Origin of the sequence: Phormidium sp. FACHB-592, assembly GCF_014695795.1 — a bacterium.
In the GTDB taxonomy this organism is placed as follows: Bacteria; Cyanobacteriota; Cyanobacteriia; order Leptolyngbyales; family Leptolyngbyaceae; genus Stenomitos.
Map to the genome: position 1 here is coordinate 433869 of NZ_JACJOZ010000103.1, position 20261 is coordinate 454129.

A 20261-nucleotide genomic window follows, 5' to 3' on the forward strand; every position below is an offset into this window, starting at 1 on the left:
CCTCCTATCACTTCCAGGCTAGTCAGCCCGTCTAGCCGTAGCATTTAGATGTAGACAGAGTATGTAAGCAGTCCGTCTAAAGCATCTTTTCGAGAAACTGTTTGGCACGATCGCACTGTGGATTGGTGAAAAAGGTATCCGGTGCTGCATCTTCGGCTAGACAGCCTTCATTGAGAAACCAGACGCGATCGGCAACTTCACGCGCAAACCCCATTTCATGCGTCACGATCGCCATTGTCATGCCTGTTTTTGCCAAGCCTTTCATCACCTCCAACACTTCCTGCACCATTTCAGGGTCAAGCGCAGAAGTCGGTTCATCAAACAGAATGACATCGGGTTTCATTGCCAGCGCACGAGCGATCGCTACTCGTTGTTTTTGCCCACCCGAAAGCTTAGATGGATAAACATTCGCTTTTTCTTCTAGTCCCACTTTTGCCAACAGATCCATACCAAGCTTTCTAGCGTCGTCGGGCGATACTTTTGAGATTTTGGTGGGAGCATACGTGACATTCTTTAGCACCGTCATATGTGGAAACAGGTGGAAGTGCTGAAATACCATGCCCAGACGCTCACGGACGCTTGAGATCTTGGTCTTGGGTGCTGTGATATCTTCACCTTTAAAGTAAATTTTGCCTTGAGTAGGCGTTTCTAGAAGGTTCATGCAGCGCAGCAACGTTGATTTGCCGCAGCCAGAAGGACCAATGACGGCAACAACTTCACCCTTACGAATTTCGGTAGAAATGCCCTTTAGCACATCCAATTGACCAAAGGACTTGCACAGCCCCTCAGTTTTAATAATGGTTTCAGCCACGGTTTTAAACTCCTGATCTAAATACTTTAAAGGTACTGTCTGCGCCTAGAATGCTGCAACGAGCGCAAGTATTACTGCGTCATTCGCTACGCCTTAACCGCCTTTCGAGCGTACTTGCAGCATAGGTTAGACCCATGACCAGAACGTAGTAAATCAGCCCCGCAAACAGCAGCGGCTCAAAGTAGATGTATTTATTGGCACCAACGATTTGTGCAGCGCGGAGAATTTCGACCACGCCGATCGTCGAAACCAGCGCAGAATCTTTGAGCAAGCTGATGGTTTCGTTTACCAGTGCAGGCAAAATGTTTTTTAATGCTTGGGGCATAATTACATCCCACATCATCAGCCAGTAAGGGATGCCCAGCGAGAGCGAGGCTTCCGCCTGTCCCTTATCCACTGCTTGAATGCCAGCTCGGATAGTTTCAGACATATATGCCCCAGAGTTGAGCGTAAACGTTAGCACCCCAGCCTGGTAGGGCGTAATGTTGTAGCCCGTTAACTGGGGCGTAGCGAAGTAGACCAGCGAGAGCTGCAACAGTAGCGGTGTACCGCGAAAGATGCTGGTGTAGAAGAACGAAAGCCATTGCAGCAGCTTGACACCAGAAATTTTGCAAAGGGAAAGAACGGCTCCCCACACTAGCCCCAGCAAAACAGACGAAAGTGTGAAGATGAGGGTGACAGGGATACCTGCCAAAATGAAAGGAATGTCTGGCTGAATGCGTCCGAAATCAAGATTCAAGCCTCTTTGACTTGGTGAGGCATCCGCAGGGGGAGCAACCGGTGCTTGGGCAACGATCGTTCCCTGAGGAAACTCGCTAATAAAAGCAGTATGTTCGATCGATGAGTTCGGTCTGTCCTGCGCGATCGATGGCAAGAGCGGTTGTGCCACCAAACTACTGACAAAGACAATCACAAGGAACGTTTGTAGAGCCACGATCGCCCAACGCGATCGTCCAGGAATTAAAGCAGTCAAAATACGTTTTCTCAAGCTATGTTTGCTGAAGCGGAGTGACATAAATTGCCTTTCATCAAGCAAGCAACAGGGCACGTTAGAAAGACTAAGAGCATTTCCTGTCTGGGGGCGAATGCGATCGCTGAGTGGGCAGAGCTAACGTCTTGCGCCATCACTGCCTTGAGCACCAGGTACACCACCCCGTAGAAACAGGAACCTAACTAACGTTAGGGCGTTTTGCTGGGTGAGGGTGACACGGTTCCAGGAGATGGTGAGCCAGAGGGGGATGCTGCAGGCGAAGGAGGCACACTGGTAGCGAACCACTTTGCCGCCAGCGTTTTGATTTCGCCGCTTGCCTTCATTTTTTCTAGCGCCTGGTTGAACTCAGCGACCAGTGGCGATCCTTTGGGGAAAGCGATCGCAGAACCAGACGGACCTTCAGGCGGGATGACGTTAAAAACCAGATCGGGACTGGAATCGGTAAAGCCTTTGGCGACAGTATCTTCGACGATCGCGGCATCAATACGGTTGGATTTGATTTCCTGAATAATATCTGGCACTCGGTTCAACTGCTTCACCTTCATCCCCGGCACCTTTGCAGCGATTTTCTTAGCGTCGCCTTCCTGAATGGAACCTAACTGCACACCCACGGTTTTGCCCGACAGATCTTTCGTTGTCTTCAGGTTACTGGCTTTAGGCGCAATGATAGTGTTCTTGGCTTCGTAATAGATGCTTGAGAAGTCCACGTTCTTCTGGCGTTCGGGTGTTGGGGTCATACCCGCCATCACAAAATCAGCCCGTTTCGCTTGCAAAGCAGGCACCAAACCGTTGAAGTCCGACTCGTTGATCTTGAGTTCGTACCCCAAATCAGCCGCAATTTTGGTGGCAATATCCACATCAAAGCCGACAATTTTGCGTTCTCCGCCAGCAGTATCGTAAAACTCGTAGGGTGGATAGTCGGGGGATGTCACCATTGTCAGCACTTTTTTGCCGCTGCTGGAGGTCGTGTTTTGCCCAGGTTGGGGTGGTTCGCAGCTTGCCAGTGCGCTAACAGCAAGGGTGGTTGTGCATAACAGTGTTAAAAGTGATCGACGTTTCATCAAACTTAGTTCCTTGTCAAGGGGGCGTGAAAGGTAAAGAGCTGAGGGTTAAAGAGCTGATAGCTATCAGGCAAATCTCACACGATCGCGGCAGCTTGCAAAGCCTCTGGCATAATTCTTAGCGTCATCCGGTCGAGCCAAAAACTGGCACGCAGTTAGTAGGGAGCTAGCAGCGATCGCAGTATGCCTGAGTAGCCGCTCCTAAAACACAAAAGTAGTGCGGATGACACCAATCACAGCATCGGGATTACGACTGTCATGGTTGGGAGCCGTCAGCCAGATAAAACCAGGCGTAATTGAGAGATTGTCCGTCAACTGATAACGGTAGAAGGCTTCAATGTGGTAGCCCGTATCCCGATCTTCGCGTTGTCCCTCGGGTAACCCGATCACAGTAGCAACAGCAGCGTTGCTGGTGCCCGTCAGCTTCGGCTGCATCCCAAACACAATGCCGCCCAAGTTACCTTTCTTGCCCAAGTCAGGAAAGGCAAGATTGAGCGCGAAGTTCCAGACATTGGCATCGCCTCTAGTGCCCGTGCCCAAGGTGCGCGCCTGCGTTAGACCAACCCAACCGCCAAGCTCGAACCAACTATTAATGCGGTAATCAAACTCGACACTGTAACCATTGCCTACAACCGGACCTGCGCCCAAAATTTTGGCAGCATTACTGCCAGCCAGAGTATCGACCCCAAACTGAGGCGAGTACGAGTTCATGTAGAAGAAGCCTAGTTTGAACGTGCCGGAATAGACGATCAAATGAGCAAACGCACTGTAACCCGCATTAAACAAACCTAGCTGAGGATCATTTGGGCTGCCGCCTTCAGCCTGATAGCCAAAGTCGAATTGAAAATTGGGGCTAATCGCATAGTTGACTGCGACCCCTGCCTGGTTGCCTAGGGGAAACCATACAGGGTTAATTTGAGCAAAGTTAGACAATGCTCCCGTTGCCTGGTCATTGAAAGGTGTAATAGGGTCAGTGACGATCGACGGGTCGATCGTGTTTGCATCTAAAAAGACCGTGAGCTTCTCGCCGATCGGAAAGCGATACTGGAGCCGATTCAGCGTGACCTCGCTGTTAGAACTCGTGCTGGTCGCCAAAAAGCGCGTTTCATCCGATAAGTCACTGGTGGCTCTACCCACAGGCGACACGCCAAAGACATCACCCACATTAAACTTCCGCAGGTTCGTGGCTTGTAAGCGGGTTCGCAGCCGATCTTTACCCGTAAAGCTGGTATCAAAGTCAAGGCGCAGACGGTGACCAATGTTTGCATTATTTAGTGGGCTAGCACGATCGCCAAAGGCATCTGCAACATAGGTAATCAACTCGGTGCTAATTTTAGTTGTGGTTGAGAATTGCTGCTTCTCAAGGGTGGCACTACGGACTTCGAGGGCACCCACGCGACCCCGCAGCGTCGCCAGTTCTGCGGCAAATTCTTCCTGCATTTTTTGCACTGCCAGCAGATCTTCTTTTTTGACCAGATCGGCAGTGCCAGCGGCAATTAATTCGCTAATGCGATCCATGCAGGCATTGAGACCCGCTGCAAATTCATAGCGAGTGAGGGCACGGTTGCCGCGATAGGTTCGATCGGGATAGCCGACAATGCAGCCATAGCGTTCAACCAAGGATTGCAGCGCTTGAAAAGCCCAGTCAGTTGGCTGTACATCCGTTAGCTGAGAAACAGATGTCACCTGCTCCATTTCGGCGATCAATTCCTCTGCTGACGGCTCTACCTCTGGCATCGTTGCGAGTGATTGCTCCAGTCCAACAGCCGTTGTTGTCTCGCCACCCATTGGTAGAGAGTTTGCCTCTGTTGTAACGCCGTGAGGGTTGCCACCTTCAGCAGACGCTTCGCGGCTAGAGTCAGCCATTGCTGGCGTTTCAAGCAGCAGCCCACTACTTAAGAGGGTGAGAGTTGCACTCAGGGCACCCCAAAAAAGCTTGGTCATCATATTATTTCACTCACACCACACATGAACATTCAGTCGCAAAACATACTTAGCCCTAAGCTGATGACACTTGGCAAGCCCTACAGAGAGGCGGTAACGCTGAATCTAGACTGCTCTATTTTTTTCTGACTCAATACCAAGGAGGGTATAGTCCTTCTTTTTCAAAAGCTTGAAAGCGCTTGAAAACCTCACGATCGTAGCTTCTACCGTCCAGCTCACAATATCTCTTTATGACCTAGAACGGATTGCTTAAGCACATGTCTCTTGCAACAAAAGCTACAGAAGGATAAAACACATTTGACATGAGGACTGAGAACTCTATGATTAAAAAGCTTGCAACACCAGAGATCTGTTACGTTTGATCACTTTTCACCGAAATCACTACCCATGACTGATGCTTTGCTCCCAGCGCTGATTCAACAGATGACAGAACCAGCGTTTTACCCCCATCCCGTCAAAGCACCCATTCAGGTGATTCAGACGCATATTTCCTACGTGTTGCTGACGGGTGACTATGCCTACAAGGTGAAGAAGCCTGTGAATTTTGGCTTTCTCGATTTTTCGACGCTAGAAAAACGACAGCACTTTTGTGCCGAAGAACTGCGGCTCAATCAACGGGGTGCCGCGCAACTTTATCTCGACGTGTTACCGATCGCGCAAACGGGCGATCGCTTCCAGCTCAGTGGCGCAGGCGAAGCCGTTGAATACGTCGTCAAAATGCAGCAGTTTCCCCAGTCGAGTTTGTTTACCGAATTGTTCGATCGGGGTGAATTGACGGCACCGCTGCTAGAGCAGTTGGCACGGGTGTTGGCAGACTTTCATGCTCGGGCAGCAACCAACGACTATATCCGCAGTTTCGGTACGGTCGAGAAAATCCGCGCGGCGATCGACGAAAACTACGAGCAAACGCTTCAGTATGTCGGTGGACCGCAAACGCAGCAGCAGCTTGACGAAACGCGCCAATATACCGATCAGCTATTTGCCGAACAACAGGCACTCTTTGACAGCCGCGTTCAGCACAACTGGATTCGTGAATGCCACGGGGACGTGCATCTACGCAACATTGCGCTTTGGAAAGACAGTCTGGGGCACGACGATAGCGGGCAAGGCAAAATCCTACTGTTTGACTGCATCGAGTTCAACGAGCCGTTTCGGTTTGTGGATGTCATGTTCGACATCGCCTACATCATTATGGATCTGGATGCGCGCGATCGACGCGACCTCAGCAACCTGTTCCTTAATGCGTATCTTGAGCAAACAGGCGACTGGGAAGGTTTGCAAGTGTTGCCGCTGTACCTCAGCCGTCAGTCTTACGTCCGCGCCAAAGTCACCTCCTTTTTATTAAGCGATCCATCCGTTCCCGACGCTGCCAAGCAAGAAGCCACTGCTACTGCTGCCCGCTATTACCGTCTAGCGTGGGAATACACCCAACCGCAGAAAGGACGCTTGCTGCTCATGGCAGGCTTGTCTGGTTCTGGCAAAAGCACGACTGCCCGTCATCTCGCCCAACAGCAGGGTGCCATCCAGATCCGTTCAGATGCGGTTCGCAAACATCTGGCAGGCATTTCTTTAGACGCGCACGGTAACGATGACCTCTATACCGCTGCGATGACGCAGAAAACCTACGATCGCCTCTTGCACCTCGGCATCACGCTGGCAGCCCAAGGCTACACCGTCATTCTGGATGCTAAGTACGATCGCCAACCCTTACGAGAAGCCGCGATCGCCCAAGCTAAAACCCACAATCTGCCGCTCCAGATACTCCACTGCACCGCACCGCTACCTGTTTTACAAGAACGCCTGCGGCAACGCCACGACGATATCTCCGACGCAACGGCTGACCTTATACCCCAGCAACACATGGACGAATTCAGCGCAGAAGAGCAACCCTATGTCCTCACGTTAGATACAACCCAAAACCTGGAAGCGCAGTTAGAAAAGGCAGGAGGCAGAAGCTAGGAAGGTAGAGAGGCAAGGGGAGCAGGGTGCAGAAGGCTAGAGGCTTGGTTAGCTTAGTTGTTAGAAAAAGGCTGATTATTAACCACTCTCTGCTAATACGATGCAGCACCCCAAGACTCCCCCAACTTCCCCGCTTTTCTTGCTCTTTCGCTTTCCTATCCCTCACTCCTGATTCCTCTCCCTCCGCCCCTCCATCTCTCCTGCAATGTCCAAAAAGCCGGATAACAACTTAGGCTTAGCTACAGGCTTGAAGTACTGGCTGGTTTTTATGGTCGGCTTGGCAGTGCTGGGCTACACACCCTTCCTGAGCATTACGTTTGGGGCGCTTGGCGGTATTGCTAGCGGTGTAATTGCCGCATGGCTCAAGCCAAAGGAAACCTACATACCCACACCCGCAGAAAAGCAGGCGAAGGAAGAGGACGAAGCCAATGAGGAAACAACCGCGACTAAACCTAAACGTCGAGCCAGGTTTCGCAAGTATGGTATGCCAGCAGCACGCCGTCAGCATCAGGCGCGGGGCAGTCGCAACTTTGGTTGGCTCTTCCGCAAGCGATCGCAATAGGGTTAGGGCTTTTGAGGCTCAGGCGTTGGAGTCTTTGGTTTGGCTGGCTGCTCAGTTGACTTTGCCTTCCATTCCGGCAGCGATCGCTGTACAGCATTCTCAAAATCAGTGGAAACAAGTACAACCGAGCGATCGCCATTAGCCTGGGCAGGCGGATCAACTTGAGCATAAAGACCGCTGCGGTTAAAGTTGGGTTTGCCTAAAAGCAAGCGATGGCTCGTCTGGTTAGCAAGTTTGACTTCAGTGATCGCGATCGGCTTATCCAACCCAAACTCGGCTAGCTTTGCAGCAGGCACCTTCAGCGTTTGTTGCCGCTTGTCTGCCGTCAGCAGGTTAAGCAAATACGCAATGGACGCATCATTCGCTGCTGCCTTTTCTGGCTGAGTCATCGTCCATACCAGGGTCTCAGCAGTTGGTTGAGCCGTCGCCTTTTGATCCGTTTTCGGCGCAGAATTCGCTTTAGGTGAAGCATCAACCTTGGGCGCAGAGGAGAGCTGTGCTGCTGGAGTTTTGGCAAACGCTAATGTTTGCGTTGGGGTCGTCAGCGTCAGCGATCGCACGTCCTGTTCCTTAAACGTAAACAACTGTTCCGTCTGTGCCTGCGCTGCTTCCCGTTGCGGCTTGCCTTTCACCTCGTAGAAATAGACAAACGCACCCAACGAGAGGGCGATCGCCAACAAAATTAAAGGCGTTTTTTGAACTTTCATAACCGAGAACGAACGTTTAATTTTTGAGCGTTGAGTTTAAGTACGACTTTCATCCCTCATTCCTTTCCCTACCGTCTGCGCCACCACACTCCAAAAGCAGCAGCAAAGCCGATCAAGGGGAGAATGGCGATCGCAGTCCAGGTTGCTAGACTTGCCTGCTGTGCAGACAAACCCAGGCGACGATTTTTCGCTTCTTTGGGACGAATGGAAAGGGATTGATCATCAGCTCGACTCAGCCAACGCACTGAGTTGATGAAAACATCGCCGTTAATGCCCTGGTTGACCGCACCATCTTCGGCAAAACGGGAATTGCCCATCACAACCAGACGAGCTTCTTTGGGCTTCTGGTCACTCGAGGCATTTGCTGCTGGAGACGGACTGGGCGACGGACTAGCAGAGGCAGAGGGTTTAGGAGAGGGAGATGGGCTAGGTGATGGCGTCGCTGGGCTGGCTGATGCTGACGGTGACGGGCTAGGAGAAGGACTGGGTGCGGGTGCGGTGCTCGTACGAGTAAGGGCAAAACCTAACACTAACGGTCCCTGTCGATCAGTCGCGGGGTCAAACTTCAGCGGTTGTTCCTTCACATTGCTTTCTGCCCAACTGCGATCGCTGGTGAACAGCAGTGGCGTGGATTTTATATTGGTCTGAGTTTTGACATCGATCGGCTGTGCGAGTGGATAAATCGACAGCGTGTTGCCAAAATCTTTCGTAATGGGGTGATCACCATACTGACTGACTGACGAGAACGCGGGACCAAGTTGAGCGAGTCTGCCAGACGCATCAATGGCAATCCGCTTGTCTACTGTCACGCCCCATCCATTCAGCAGACTGTCTAAACCCGGATTGGTGTTGGGATCGACCATGACAAACAGGTTGCCACCACCGTTGAGATACGCCTCTAACGCCTTAATCTCGGGTGCCAGCAGTGGTTTTTGCGGTCCTGCCAGCACCAGGACATTTGCATCAGTGGGAATCGTCGCGGTTTCAAGCAGGTTGAGCGGTTTGACTGCTACATTCTTGTCTTTCAGGGTCTTCACGGCTTGCGAGATCGCGCCCTGAGTCTGCTCGATCGGGTGTTCACCATGCCCCTGAATCACATAGGCAAACGACTGACGATTGCTGACCAGTTGCTCTAACGCGCTCGTTAGCTTCACTTCTGACAGAAAGCCACCTTCACCGACCAAACTATCGCCGGTTGTGGGCGCGATCGTCTGCACATACTGCTTTCGTCCCTCTGGCTGAAGCTCGGCAACGACGTCGCCATTAGTCTTCACTTCTAGCCGCTGCACCAGCGAGGGCTGCAAGTTTGGATCAACAAATTCATAGCTCAGGCGCTCGCTCTGACGGTGGTAGCTTTCCAGCAGTTCACGATCGCGCGCACTCGGCTGCGGCACAAACACCCAAACTTTAACGGGTTGCTTCAGGTTTCGCACCAACTGCTGCGTTTCGGGTGCCAGTGAGAAAAGCTGGTTCTCCGTCACATCCAGCCGCCCGACGTTGTTTGCCGCTAAGTAGTTGATCAAGCCCAAAATCGCAATCACTGCCAGCGTGGTAATGAGCGCATTTGCGCCCACCTGGGTTGATCGCTGGCTCCAAAAACTGGGTCGCGTCGTCTCAGCATACGTAGACTGAACCAGCCACAAACCGATCACGACAATGCCTGCAATCACCAAACCCAAGGGAATTGAGCTAAACGAACCAGCCACAATCCCCGCGATCGCGCCTGCAACCACTAGCATGGGACCCAGCCAAAAGAGATATTTGAGGTATTTGAGATTGGTAGAAAGCGTTTTCATATGAAGAGAAAAATAGGGAGTGGAGAGTCGGGAGTGGGGAATAGGGAAGACAGAAAGCAAAAGGAGTTAATAAGAGGCAGTAGCGAGAGCAGAAAATTTAGGTTTTTGATTCGTTGAGCAACGCTCTGCGCTCCGAAATCTTCAACCTACAAGCTGCAATCTTTCTCTTCTAACCCCAACTCCCGACTCCCTATTCCCGACTCCCTCAAGACCGCTGGAACCTGAACGCATCGATCGACTGCGCGGTCAGAAACAGCCCCAACACAATGTAGCTGGCAAACAAAACCAGGCTGCTGCTGTCCAGAATGCCTTGCGTCAGGTTGTTGTAGTGTTTTAGCAACGAGATATGACTTAACGCCGCACCAACGGGTCCGCCTAGCTTTTGACCCAGCACTTCGACAATCCAGAGGAAGAGTACCAAGCCAAAGGTGCCGATCGCCGCCAGGATCGTGCTGTCGGTCAGCGAGGAGACGAACATTCCCAACGAGAGAATGGCAGCAGCCAGCAGAATCAACCCCAGGTGCGCCACCAGCACGACCGTAAAGTTAAAGGGCGGAGTCGTAGAGCTAAACACGATCGCCTCATAAATGAGCAGCGGCAGCACCATCGTTACAAAAAACGTCACCACGCCTAGGAGCTTGCCCAGCGCCACAGCCCAGTTGGTGATGGGTGACGTTGCTAGCAGTTCCAGGGTGCCGCGTTTGCGCTCTTCGGCATATAGCCCCATCGACAAAATCGGCAGAATGAAGAGGGCAACTGAACCCAGAGTGCCTAAAAAGAACTGCAAAAACTGATAGGGTACGTCGATCGGTGAGGCATAGCCCGCACTGTCGGCATAGGCAACCTGTTGGGTAATGCCACCCAGGATTGTGACAAAGAAAACCCCGGACAGCAGCCAAAAAACACCCGCGATCGCGTAAGCCAACGGCGACGCAAAGTAGCTCTGTAGCTCGCGTCGGTAAATTGCCAGAATGTTACTCATAATCACACGCATCTAAGCCGCTTCTCCCGCTGATGGTTCATCCTCATCGGCATCGGTTACCGCTTCCAGAGGTTTTTCTTCGGTCGTCAGTTCCAGGAAAACATCTTCTAGCGTGGCTTGCGATCGGCGCATCTCGTACAGTCCCACACCAGCACCCACCACGGTTGCAGCAATGTCTCGCCCGACCAGTGCCGTTCCTGGCTCGGCAACGACCCGCAGCTTGTGGCGTTCCGGCAGATCTGCTGCTACTTTTTCAACCAGTTTCACATTGGGTAAGCCTTGAAGAAAAACGATTAAGCGCGACTGGATATCTGCCGCGTCACCCTCCACTTCCAGGTCGTAACCTGAACCGCCTGTTAGCTGTGCCATCAGGTTTTCGGGCGTATTTGTCGCTACCACCCGACCTTTGTTGATAATCGCAATGCGATCGCAGGTCATGCTCACTTCCGGCAAAATGTGCGTTGAGAGAATTACCGTATGATCACCCGCCAAGCTTTTGATCAGGCTCCGAACTTCGGCAATCTGGCGTGGGTCTAAACCGACCGTCGGTTCATCCAAAATGATGGCGGGCGGATCATGGACGATCGCCTGCGCGATGCCCACCCGTTGCCGATAGCCTTTCGAGAGCTTGCGGATAAGCGTATGGCTCTTTTCGGTCAGGTTGCAGCGAGCGATCGCCGTTTGCACTCGGTTAGGGCGATCGCCTGCACTGACCCCTTTAATCCGCGCCACAAAATGCAAAAATCCTTCGACCGTCATATCGGTATACAGTGGTGGTGTTTCGGGCAAGTAGCCAATGTGCTGCCGTACTGCCATCGACTGGTCATGCACCTCAAACCCTGCCACCTTAGCGGTTCCCGCTGATGCAGGCAGATAGCCCGCTAGAATTCGCATTGTCGTCGTCTTGCCGGCTCCGTTGGGTCCCAAAAAGCCCAAAATTTCCCCTGGTTCCACCGCGAACGTGACATCCTCAATGGCAGGGGTTGAGCCGTAGACCTTGCTTAAGTGCTCAACTTCAATCATGTGAACCTCACGAATCAGGGCAACTTGGATACAACCCATCTCTACCCCAGGTTATATCAGTTGAGACGTAACAGAGACAAGCCAAGTTTCGCTAGCGGCCAGCTATCAGCTATCAGCTATCAGCCTTTTGCCTTCTGCCTTCTGACCTACATCCCTTGAATCGTAAGCTGGTAGGTCATAGTCGATTGAGCGCCGTTCGCCTGCTGAAATGTGCCAGAAATGGGAGCTGCGTAGCGTGAAAAGGCGCTGGCAACAAGCGTAATATGTCGATCGGCAACCGCCAGCCCTTGAGTTGGGTCATAGCCACGCCAGCCACCACCCGGCAAATAAACCTCAGCCCAAGCATGAAGGTGGCGATCGGTGCTGTCAGTATCACCTTCCTGATAGCCACTGACAAAGCGAGCTGCCAGCCCGATCGCCCGACACGCTTCGACAAACAGCACCGCGAAATCACGACAGGAACCCGATCGCGTAGACCAGGTAATGCCCGCGGGCAAAGGATCGCCCATTTCACGAATCATATATTTGCAGCCGCTATGGATACGCTGATTCAGTTCACCCAAAAAACGAATCACGTTACCATCCACTGCTTGAACAATGTCCTGCGCCAGTTGCAGCGCGATCGGGTCAACGCTTGTGGCATATTGCATCGGTTGCCCGGTCAGATAGGGCTGTAGCTGTAAGAGTAGCGAGGCTGGATAGTCGATCGGCGATCGCACAGCCCACGGTTCTGACCAATAATCAAAGGGATTCGTGCGATGCGTTTCCACCTGCGACAAAACCTGCACTGCTAGCGCTTCAGTTTCCTCTGGCTGAAACCAAAGTTTGATCAGCGTATTGCCATCCAAATCAGTGAACGCTGATTCTCGCAACGGTGGCGGTGTCACCATTAACGAAAACGATCGCAACGTCTGCCAACTATCGCTCCGAGGACGCAACCGCACCACATGAGGCTGTAAGCGCACTGGCTGGCTGTAGGCATAGTTGGTAGTGTGGCTAATTTGGTAAAGCACGAGTAGTTGTTAGTGGTTGGTTATTTAGTTGTTAGAAGGAGCAAGGGGCAGAGGGAGCAAGGGGAGCGGAGGGAATGGAGAAATTCAAAGCTTCTCCCGGTTCGACGCAAGGAGAACAAAACTCAAAACTTCCCCTGCCTCTCCCTCTCTCCTCACTCCTCTCCCCTTACCCAATCGGCTGAAGCGCTATAAACGTTTCAAAAACCTTCTTGCTGACATCATTCATGCGTCGCTGCAAGTCGTCCAGCGTTTCATGTAAGCCAGTATCAATGATGTCGTCGATCGTCAGGTAGTCGAGGTCAGAGCGGAGCCGTCCTAATGTGCGCTCAACGGGTGTACACCAGGTACCGATCGGGGTGCCAGTAATTTGATGCAGCGATCGTTCAGCCTGGAGGATACAGAACCGTATTGATCGTGGAAAGTCTCGCTCCAGCACTAAAAACTCGGCAATGGAATTTGGTGAAATGCGATGTAGTCCTTGCTTACGGTACATTTCGTAAGCGCTGGCAGATTTTAGCAACGCCATCCATTGCAGTTCGTCCAGCGTGCTACCCACATCTTTAATAGATGGCAGCAGAATAAAGTACTTCACGTCCAGAATCCGCGCCGTTTTGTCTGCCCGTTCTAGAAATCTGCCGATTTGCCCAAAGTGCCAGCCTTCGTTGTGAGTCATCGTCGCATTCATCACGCCAATAAACTGATGACTTGACAGCTTCACTTCTTCAAAAAAACGGAGGATGGCAGACAGATCGTGGAGTGATCGCGATCGCGCCACTTCCGTCACCATCAGGTAAAACGAATTCACTTGATGCCACATTTCTGAGGAGATGATTTCTCGTACCGATCGGGCATTCTCCCGCGCCAGCCGCAGACACGAAACAATGGAGTTAGGGTAAGCCGTATCAAACGTGAGAAACTGAATCACATTTTCTGCTGTCGCTTCGCCATAGCGCTCTTTAAACAGCGGTAAATCACCCGTTGTCACAATAATTGGTTCCCACTGCTGCTGTGTACCCGCAGGCGAGTCCAGCAGCAAGTTCAAGTTCACTTCGACAAAACGGGCAACATTTTCTGCCCGTTCTACGTAGCGATTGAGCCAGTAAATTGAATCAGCAACACGACTTAGCATGATAAAGGCATAAGGTAGAAGGCAAAAGGCAAAAGATAGAAGGCAAAAGTGAATTTTGCCTTTTTACTTACAAACAACCCACGTATCTTTACTGCCACCACCCTGGGATGAATTAACCACTAGAGAACCTTTACGGAGGGCAACACGAGTTAAGCCGCCTGGACTAACGTAAACTTTCTTGCCGTAGAGAATATAGGGGCGTAAATCGACGTGGCGACCTTCAAACTGTTCACCAATCAGCGTGGGCACCCGCGAGAGCGAGAGCGTTGGCTGCGCGATGTAGTTACGTGGTGACGCGGCAATGCGTGCAGCAAAATCTTCTCGCTCCTGGGCAGTAGCAGTCGGACCAATCAACATACCGTAGCCACCCGACTCATCTGCCGCTTTGACAACTAGCTTGTCTAGATTCGCCAACACGTGCTGCTGCTGCTGCTGCTCCCAACACAGGTACGTTGGCACATTTGCTAAAATCGGCTCTTCGTCTAAGTAGTAACGAATCATTTTTGGCACATAAGAGTAAATCACCTTGTCATCCGCTACGCCTGTGCCAAGCGCATTTGCCAGCGCGACTTTACCAGCGCGATAGACATCCATTAGCCCAGGGATGCCCAGTAACGAATCAGAGCGAAACGTTGTGGGATCAATAAAAATGTCGTCAATGCGCCGATACACCACGTCAACGCGCTTTAAGCCTTTAGTCGTTCGCATTTGCAGGTAGCCATCTGCCACGATTAAATCGCGCCCTTCAACTAGCTCTACGCCCATCTGCTGTGCCAGAAAGGAGTGCTCAAAATAGGCAGAGTTGTGGATACCAGGCGTTAGCACAACCACGGTTGGATCGGTCAAGTGCGGTGGAGCAAGGTTAAGCAGCGTTTCTAACAGATGGCTGGGATACTCTTCAACGGGCTGAATCGCCATCGTGTTGAAGACGAGGGGAAACGTACTCTTCATTACTCGACGGTTTTCTAGCACGTAAGAGACCCCAGAAGGACAGCGCAGATTGTCTTCTAGAACGAACCACTGCCCGCTGCGATCGCGCACCAAATCCGTCCCTGTGATGTGACACCAAATGCCACCCGGCGGTTTCAGCCCGATGCAAGGTTTGAGGAAACCGCTGGCAGAATAAATAATTTCAGACGGGATGACGTTATCCCGCAGAATTTTCTGTTCGCTGTAGATATCTGCCAAAAACAGATTCAGTGTATGAATGCGTTGCTCTAAGCCTTTTTCCAGCGTTGCCCAATCGTCGGCTGAGACAATGCGAGGAATAATATCAAACGGAATAATGCGCTCTGTGCCTTGATCGTCGCTGTAGACGTTGAACGTTACGCCCATTTTAAAGAGGGCGATTTGTGCCGCCTCTTGTCGTCGCTGCACCTCTTCGCGTGAGAGCGAATCAATGCGATTAACTAATGGCATCGCATCTGGACGAGGCTTGCCTTCAGAGGCAAACAGCTCGTCGTAGAAATTCCCTGGGTCGTAGTCGTTAAATTGCACAGCGCTTGATCCAATGCCTATCCCCTCATCAATAGAGGGGCAAGCCACTACAAACAGTAGCCTTTGATACTATTTTGATGCAATTAAAATAGTTTGCAGCAGAATCTAGTGCTGCTGCCTCAGAAGAAGGTACCGGCTACCAACTTTAAGTCTTTCAATAAAGTTTTAACTTAGACAGTGGGGCTGTTAATTAAGTATAAAGATTGTTGACCCAAGATTTAATGATTATACAGATCACAGAGCAGCCAGAAGTTTGAGTAAAACCACTTATTGACAAAAGCCCAATCGATAGAAAATTTGCAAGTGGCAATAGTGTATGAAGTCAGCAGGCAAATAGAAGATAATAAACCTTAATTCTTCTAAGCTATTAGAAGTAGTTAGAGTATTTTCTATATTATACTGTGTGTTGCCAAAGCCGCTTTCTATGGGCTTCTCCACAGATTCTGCAAACAACTGCTTTATTGTCAAATAACCATTCTTTTCGCATTTAGATTTTCTCACAGATTTATGAATACTTCAGTAGCTGACGAAAACTCTCCTATCCTAGTCGAATTTGCTATCCAGCCTGGAATAGAGGAAGTTGGAATTAATATACCTTCTGGTACTGAGTTAACTAAGAGGTCTGCTCAAGCCATTAGCAATGCTATGGATACTATTCGAAGTATGGCTTGCTATGTTATAGCGACAATGAATAGCTTACCTGAACGTCCTTCACAAGTTGAGGTGCAATTTGGTATCAAGCTAAATATCGAGGGAAATGCAGTCGTCGCAAAGGCTATCGGCGAATCCAATATATCAGTAAAACTAGTTTGGGTAACGCAAATTGATAAATGAGCATGGAGCTATGAGAACACAAGTTCAAAATCTAATTTCTTTTACGGTTCAAATCGTTGCAGCTGATAAAAGCAGAGTTATCGGCACTGGAATTGTAGTTTCGATGGATGGAAAGATTATCACTTGTTCTCACGTCTTTGAAATGGCAGGAGCCAGCACTAATGAATGTGGAAGTAGTGTGTTAAACATATGTTTCCCTAAAAATCGTTACAGAGATGCAAAGCTTTGCCAGGCGAAACTGGTTGCGAATCTATCTGAGCACGATGATGACATTTTATTGCTAAAAGCTATAGATCCGCCGCTCCTCAGTTCTGAACAGGTTGCAGTTCTAGGAACTGCTGAATTCTCAATTGGAAACCCATTTCGAAGTTATGGATTTAGGCAATTAGGAGATTCTCCTAGTGGATATGCAGTTGGAGAAATTCTGGGACCCGTTCTGCCATTCATAAATAAAAAACTATTAGTTGAGCCTGTAGAACTAAGGACAAGAGATATTCGTCCTGGTATGAGCGGGGCTGGAATACTAGACGTAAAGCGGAACCTCTTAATTGGCTTAATATCTCGCCGTTGGAATCCTGGTGATCAATCATCAAACGATAATATTGCTTGGGGTGTAGACAATTTAGTTTTAACCTTCAATCCATTTCACTCTGTGCCTTTCAGCAATGACTAATTCAAACTTTATTAGATTACGCAGAGCATCTCTTCCGTTAGAACGAGGACCGCAACCAAAAGCAGACTTTGAAGCTGTAGAACGTGTAGCGGCTCAAAATCTACTGCTCAATTTTGAACAAGCTTCTTACGTATTAGAAGAGTGGGTTGGCAGAGAGGAGCTATTAGCAGAAATCAGTAGAAGTCTTAATAGTTCTGAATGTTCAATATTAGGTTTGATTGGATTTGGTGGTGAGGGGAAAAGTTCACTAGCACGGCAGTGGATCGATTCTCTATCAAAAGAACCAGCCTTCTCGGCATTAGATGGATTTTTTTGGTGGGGGTTCTATGAGAGAAACAATATTGATGAGTTTTTTGAGGCGGCATTAAGTTATTTAAGCCAGAATAAGCTTGACCTTAACACTCTCCCATCAACTAATGCTCGTGCTAATTTTCTGGCAGCTATGCTGAAGTCAGGGCGTTACCTATTTGTTCTTGACGGGCTAGAAGTAATGCAATACGAATCTGGAGATGACTATGCTTTCATAAAAAACAATAACTTGTTTGAGTTTTTGACTTATTTTGCCACTGGAGATCACAAATCTTTTTGTTTGATTACAAGCCGCTTTCCAATTCTCGATTTAATCCAATTCATCACATATAAACAGTGTAATGTTGATAGATTAAGTGACTTAGAAGGGAGAACTCTACTTCGAAATATAGGAGTCGAGGGTAATGATTTTCAAATAGATAAAATAGTACAAGATTGGGATGGTCATGCTCTTACTCTAATTCTTATCGGTGCTTACCTTGTAGAACATTTTCAGGGGAATGCAACTTTTATCAAAGATATTCCCCTGCCAGCAAGTAGTGAAGAAAGATATGAAAAAGTAAGTAGAGTACTAAATCGTTACAATGAGTATTTAGATAAGGAAGAGCAGAAAGGTGTGGAACTGCTTAGTACTTTTCGCTTACCCATCCCTAAATCAGTTTTGAGTTCTTTTTTTGAAACCAGAAAAAAAATAGTTGGTCGATTAATAGACAATCGCATCTTACGCTTTAATTCTAGAGAAAAGCACTACACCATACATCCCCTTATTCGAACTTTTTATGAAAAGCAGCTAATGAAAGAACCTAGCTCAAGCATAGAAGTTCATCAGAGTATTTCAAATTATTATTTGTTATTTGCTAACGAGATACCTCAAAATCCTAAAATTGAGGACTTTACTTATTTTGTTGAAGCGGTACATCATCTATGCCAAGCAGGAAGCTATGATGAAGCAGACAAAATTAGGATTGAAAAAATCGAGCAAAACGGAATTTATACATTAACGGAGGTTTTAGGGGCTGATGAAACAGTTTTAAATTTAATGATGGACTTTTTCCCTTCGAATGATGTATCTAGAGATCCGTTAGTTAGCCAACCCAACTCGAAAAGTGGTATTTTAAACGAAATTGGTCTTTGTTTAACCAAATTAGGTCGATTGAGTGAAGTCGAAAAGTTTTATAAGCGGAGTCTTAGTATTGATTTAAAGCATCAAGATCTAACAGATGCAGTAATAAAGTATGAAAATCTGGCAGAGCTATATATTCATCTGGGTAATCTTACAGCAGGTGAAGAAGCAATCTGTAAGTCCCTGGAGTTGGCTCGTAGTATTCAAGATCGGCTAGGTGAACGCACAACTCTAGTCTGGTATGGGCGGCTTAGTTGCCTTTTGGGTAGACTTGATGCGGCAGAAAATGCCTTCCGTGAAGCAGAGGAATTAGAAAAACGAATCAATCCAGGAGTAAAGTACCTGTTCAAACTTCGCGGAATCTACCACGCTGACTTTCTAAAGCGATTAGGTAATACTGACTATGCCCAAAAAGTAGCAGAGGCAAATCTAGAGATTTGTCAGCGTAATCAGTGGCTTGAATACATGAGTCGTAGCCATCGAGTTTTAGGGGATCTTGCTATTGAAGGTGGACGCGATGGTGCTGCCCAGAGGCATTACAGTGAAGCGCTCAAACTTTCACGAAGTATTTCTAAACAAGATGCTCTTATTGAAATACTGTTAGCTCAAAGTCGTTGGGCAATTCGACAAGGTGTCGTTGACTTAGCCCGCAGCAACTTAACCGAAGCTTTGCTCCTTGCTAGAACTGGAGGGTACCGTATTTATGAAGCTGATTCTTACTTGGCGATGGCATGGCTACACTTTATTGACAACAATCAGCCTCTCGCTAAAGCAGATGCACAAAGAGCTAATGCTATTAGTACAGAAGTGGGTTATTACCTGGGTCAAGTGGATTCATGTGAACTACTTAGCAGACTTATTTAAAGATTAATAAACTACTTATTTGAAACTGTGTACAACCACTTCAAGCGCCTTCTAATCACCTAACTGTGTTCACATCTAAAGACTTAGTACCTCATCTCTTATTAGAGGTAAAACCACTCAAGCCATAATGGTGATTTTTCTTATCAGTAAGAAGATAGAGGGTCTCACCAGCCTTCTCGAGGAACTGATATTTTTATCCTGATAGATCCATAGCGACTCTGTAGTAAGTGTCAGATCCTTAGAAAAGCACTTACTATGCGACTTAGCTACACCCTAATCCTCCCTAGTTTACTGCCCGTTCTTGTTGCGGGTACTGTTCAACTCGGTGCCTTTCATGACCTAAATCCTCTTCAACAACAGAAGTCATCGATTTCTTCAGAATCGGGTACGGATTTCTACAGAGGCAGCGGTCGCCGGCAAATGAATTCTACAAGTAGCAGCTATCACGATTTAGCGAATAGGGGTAGCGGCAGATTTGAATTGCCCTATAGAGGTAGTGGTCGGTTAAATCCGCCAGGTCAGATTTCCTAAGGAAAATAACGAGTTTACACGTAATAGAGTTGCGCGACCGAGTAAGTACATAAGTGCTTTGCAAAGCTGTCGTATTGGCTCAACGGCACTTATTCATAAAGTGTGATCAGAATCGTTGCAGTTATCGCGCTATAACTGCATGCTGGGATACAGTAGCACCAGTAAATCAGGCTTTTGGGGCTAATTTTGCTGAATTCCTGTTGTTTACACTGATTGGGGTATAAATAACTGTATAAACCAGCACGCTCAATTAAGATAACAGCATCATAAACTGAAGTGCTTTTTTGACTCTGTGATTGTGCTTTGAGCCATTCACTACCTAATGAGCGTTGCTTTTACCCAAGCGGATCTCAGCGTCTCTGAACCTTAGTTAGGAGGTAGAGAAGTTCTAGAACCCTATTCACTAAGGTTCTAGCTCATCAGCTAGGAGTCTTTTTGATTGGGAGTTATAG

The 20261-nt window shown here is 48.9% G+C and carries 16 protein-coding genes; 5 read left to right on the forward strand and 11 right to left on the reverse strand.

Translation table 11 applies throughout. The features are described from left to right. Nucleotides 1–76: 76 nt before the first annotated feature. The 4 genes from H6F86_RS28705 to H6F86_RS28720 form a co-directional block, all read right to left on the reverse strand. Nucleotides 77–811: an amino acid ABC transporter ATP-binding protein gene (locus H6F86_RS28705; protein WP_347241296.1), complete on the reverse strand. Its 735-nt coding sequence runs from the start codon at nucleotides 809–811 to the stop codon at nucleotides 77–79. Nucleotides 812–890: 79 nt separating this feature from the next. Next, the gene (locus H6F86_RS28710; RefSeq protein ID WP_242033723.1) at nucleotides 891–1799 is read right to left on the reverse strand and encodes an amino acid ABC transporter permease; all 909 of its coding nucleotides are present in this window, start codon (nucleotides 1797–1799) and stop codon (nucleotides 891–893) included. Between the two features lie 191 nt (nucleotides 1800–1990). Then, nucleotides 1991–2863, reverse strand: a complete 873-nt coding sequence (locus H6F86_RS28715; RefSeq protein WP_190454050.1) for a transporter substrate-binding domain-containing protein — start codon at nucleotides 2861–2863, stop codon at nucleotides 1991–1993. 201 nt (nucleotides 2864–3064) lie between these two features. Further along, entirely contained in the window at nucleotides 3065–4810 is a 1746-nt protein-coding gene (locus H6F86_RS28720; protein ID WP_199305547.1) for an iron uptake porin, read from the reverse strand. Nucleotides 4811–5194: 384 nt separating this feature from the next. On the opposite strand from H6F86_RS28720, the gene H6F86_RS28725 reads away from it, so the two are divergent. Both H6F86_RS28725 and H6F86_RS28730 read left to right on the forward strand, forming a co-directional pair. Next, nucleotides 5195–6766, forward strand: a complete 1572-nt coding sequence (locus H6F86_RS28725) for an AAA family ATPase (protein WP_190454052.1) — start codon at nucleotides 5195–5197, stop codon at nucleotides 6764–6766. Between the two features lie 205 nt (nucleotides 6767–6971). Continuing rightward, nucleotides 6972–7328, forward strand: a complete 357-nt coding sequence (locus H6F86_RS28730; RefSeq protein ID WP_190454054.1) for a hypothetical protein — start codon at nucleotides 6972–6974, stop codon at nucleotides 7326–7328. Between the two features lie 2 nt (nucleotides 7329–7330). Here H6F86_RS28730 and H6F86_RS28735 read toward each other — a convergent pair whose 3' ends face one another. The 7 genes from H6F86_RS28735 to H6F86_RS28765 form a co-directional block, all read right to left on the reverse strand. After that, nucleotides 7331–8035, reverse strand: coding sequence for a DUF4340 domain-containing protein (locus H6F86_RS28735; RefSeq protein WP_190454057.1), 705 nt, complete (start codon nucleotides 8033–8035; stop codon nucleotides 7331–7333). A gap of 68 nt (nucleotides 8036–8103) precedes the next feature. Beyond that, the gene (locus H6F86_RS28740) at nucleotides 8104–9831 is read right to left on the reverse strand and encodes a Gldg family protein (RefSeq protein ID WP_190454060.1); all 1728 of its coding nucleotides are present in this window, start codon (nucleotides 9829–9831) and stop codon (nucleotides 8104–8106) included. A 205-nt stretch (nucleotides 9832–10036) separates the two neighbouring features. Beyond that, nucleotides 10037–10825, reverse strand: a complete 789-nt coding sequence (locus tag H6F86_RS28745; RefSeq protein WP_190454064.1) for an ABC transporter permease — start codon at nucleotides 10823–10825, stop codon at nucleotides 10037–10039. After that, the gene (locus H6F86_RS28750) at nucleotides 10826–11836 is read right to left on the reverse strand and encodes an ABC transporter ATP-binding protein (RefSeq protein ID WP_190454436.1); all 1011 of its coding nucleotides are present in this window, start codon (nucleotides 11834–11836) and stop codon (nucleotides 10826–10828) included. It abuts the gene before it with no gap. A 146-nt stretch (nucleotides 11837–11982) separates the two neighbouring features. Further along, nucleotides 11983–12849, reverse strand: coding sequence for a transglutaminase family protein (locus H6F86_RS33260; protein ID WP_190454066.1), 867 nt, complete (start codon nucleotides 12847–12849; stop codon nucleotides 11983–11985). 166 nt (nucleotides 12850–13015) lie between these two features. Next, a complete protein-coding gene (locus tag H6F86_RS28760; RefSeq protein WP_190454069.1) occupies nucleotides 13016–13978 on the reverse strand; it encodes an alpha-E domain-containing protein in 963 nt (320 codons plus the stop codon). A 63-nt stretch (nucleotides 13979–14041) separates the two neighbouring features. After that, the gene (locus H6F86_RS28765; RefSeq protein ID WP_206756122.1) at nucleotides 14042–15397 is read right to left on the reverse strand and encodes a circularly permuted type 2 ATP-grasp protein; all 1356 of its coding nucleotides are present in this window, start codon (nucleotides 15395–15397) and stop codon (nucleotides 14042–14044) included. Between the two features lie 585 nt (nucleotides 15398–15982). Here H6F86_RS28765 and H6F86_RS28770 point away from each other — a divergent pair. Genes H6F86_RS28770 through H6F86_RS28780 form a run of 3 tightly spaced genes read left to right on the forward strand, consistent with a single transcriptional unit; the run spans nucleotide 15983 to nucleotide 19278 of the window. Next, on the forward strand, nucleotides 15983–16309 hold the full coding sequence (locus tag H6F86_RS28770; RefSeq protein ID WP_190454074.1) for a CU044_2847 family protein: 327 nt from the start codon (nucleotides 15983–15985) through the stop codon (nucleotides 16307–16309). 10 nt (nucleotides 16310–16319) lie between these two features. Continuing rightward, nucleotides 16320–16982, forward strand: a complete 663-nt coding sequence (locus H6F86_RS28775) for a serine protease (protein WP_190454077.1) — start codon at nucleotides 16320–16322, stop codon at nucleotides 16980–16982. Continuing rightward, complete coding sequence (locus H6F86_RS28780) at nucleotides 16975–19278, forward strand: NB-ARC domain-containing protein (RefSeq protein ID WP_190454080.1); 2304 nt, start codon at nucleotides 16975–16977, stop codon at nucleotides 19276–19278. Before H6F86_RS28775 ends, H6F86_RS28780 begins: the two co-directional genes overlap by 8 nt. The last annotated feature ends 983 nt before the right edge of the window (nucleotides 19279–20261 follow it).

Bases quoted from the DNA above. Each gene is read 5' to 3' on its own strand.
- H6F86_RS28715 (WP_190454050.1), bottom strand. From the start codon at position 2,863: ATGAAACGTCGATCACTTTTAACACTGTTATGCACAACCACCCTTGCT.
- H6F86_RS28720 (WP_199305547.1), bottom strand. From the start codon at position 4,810: ATGATGACCAAGCTTTTTTGGGGTGCCCTGAGTGCAACTCTCACCCTC.
- H6F86_RS28725 (WP_190454052.1), top strand. From the start codon at position 5,195: ATGACTGATGCTTTGCTCCCAGCGCTGATTCAACAGATGACAGAACCA.
- H6F86_RS28730 (WP_190454054.1), top strand. From the start codon at position 6,972: ATGTCCAAAAAGCCGGATAACAACTTAGGCTTAGCTACAGGCTTGAAG.
- H6F86_RS28735 (WP_190454057.1), bottom strand. From the start codon at position 8,035: ATGAAAGTTCAAAAAACGCCTTTAATTTTGTTGGCGATCGCCCTCTCG.
- H6F86_RS28740 (WP_190454060.1), bottom strand. From the start codon at position 9,831: ATGAAAACGCTTTCTACCAATCTCAAATACCTCAAATATCTCTTTTGG.
- H6F86_RS28745 (WP_190454064.1), bottom strand. From the start codon at position 10,825: ATGCGTGTGATTATGAGTAACATTCTGGCAATTTACCGACGCGAGCTA.
- H6F86_RS28750 (WP_190454436.1), bottom strand. From the start codon at position 11,836: ATGATTGAAGTTGAGCACTTAAGCAAGGTCTACGGCTCAACCCCTGCC.
- H6F86_RS28760 (WP_190454069.1), bottom strand. From the start codon at position 13,978: ATGCTAAGTCGTGTTGCTGATTCAATTTACTGGCTCAATCGCTACGTA.
- H6F86_RS28765 (WP_206756122.1), bottom strand. From the start codon at position 15,397: ATGCCATTAGTTAATCGCATTGATTCGCTCTCACGCGAAGAGGTGCAG.
- H6F86_RS28770 (WP_190454074.1), top strand. From the start codon at position 15,983: ATGAATACTTCAGTAGCTGACGAAAACTCTCCTATCCTAGTCGAATTT.
- H6F86_RS28775 (WP_190454077.1), top strand. From the start codon at position 16,320: ATGAGAACACAAGTTCAAAATCTAATTTCTTTTACGGTTCAAATCGTT.
- H6F86_RS28780 (WP_190454080.1), top strand. From the start codon at position 16,975: ATGACTAATTCAAACTTTATTAGATTACGCAGAGCATCTCTTCCGTTA.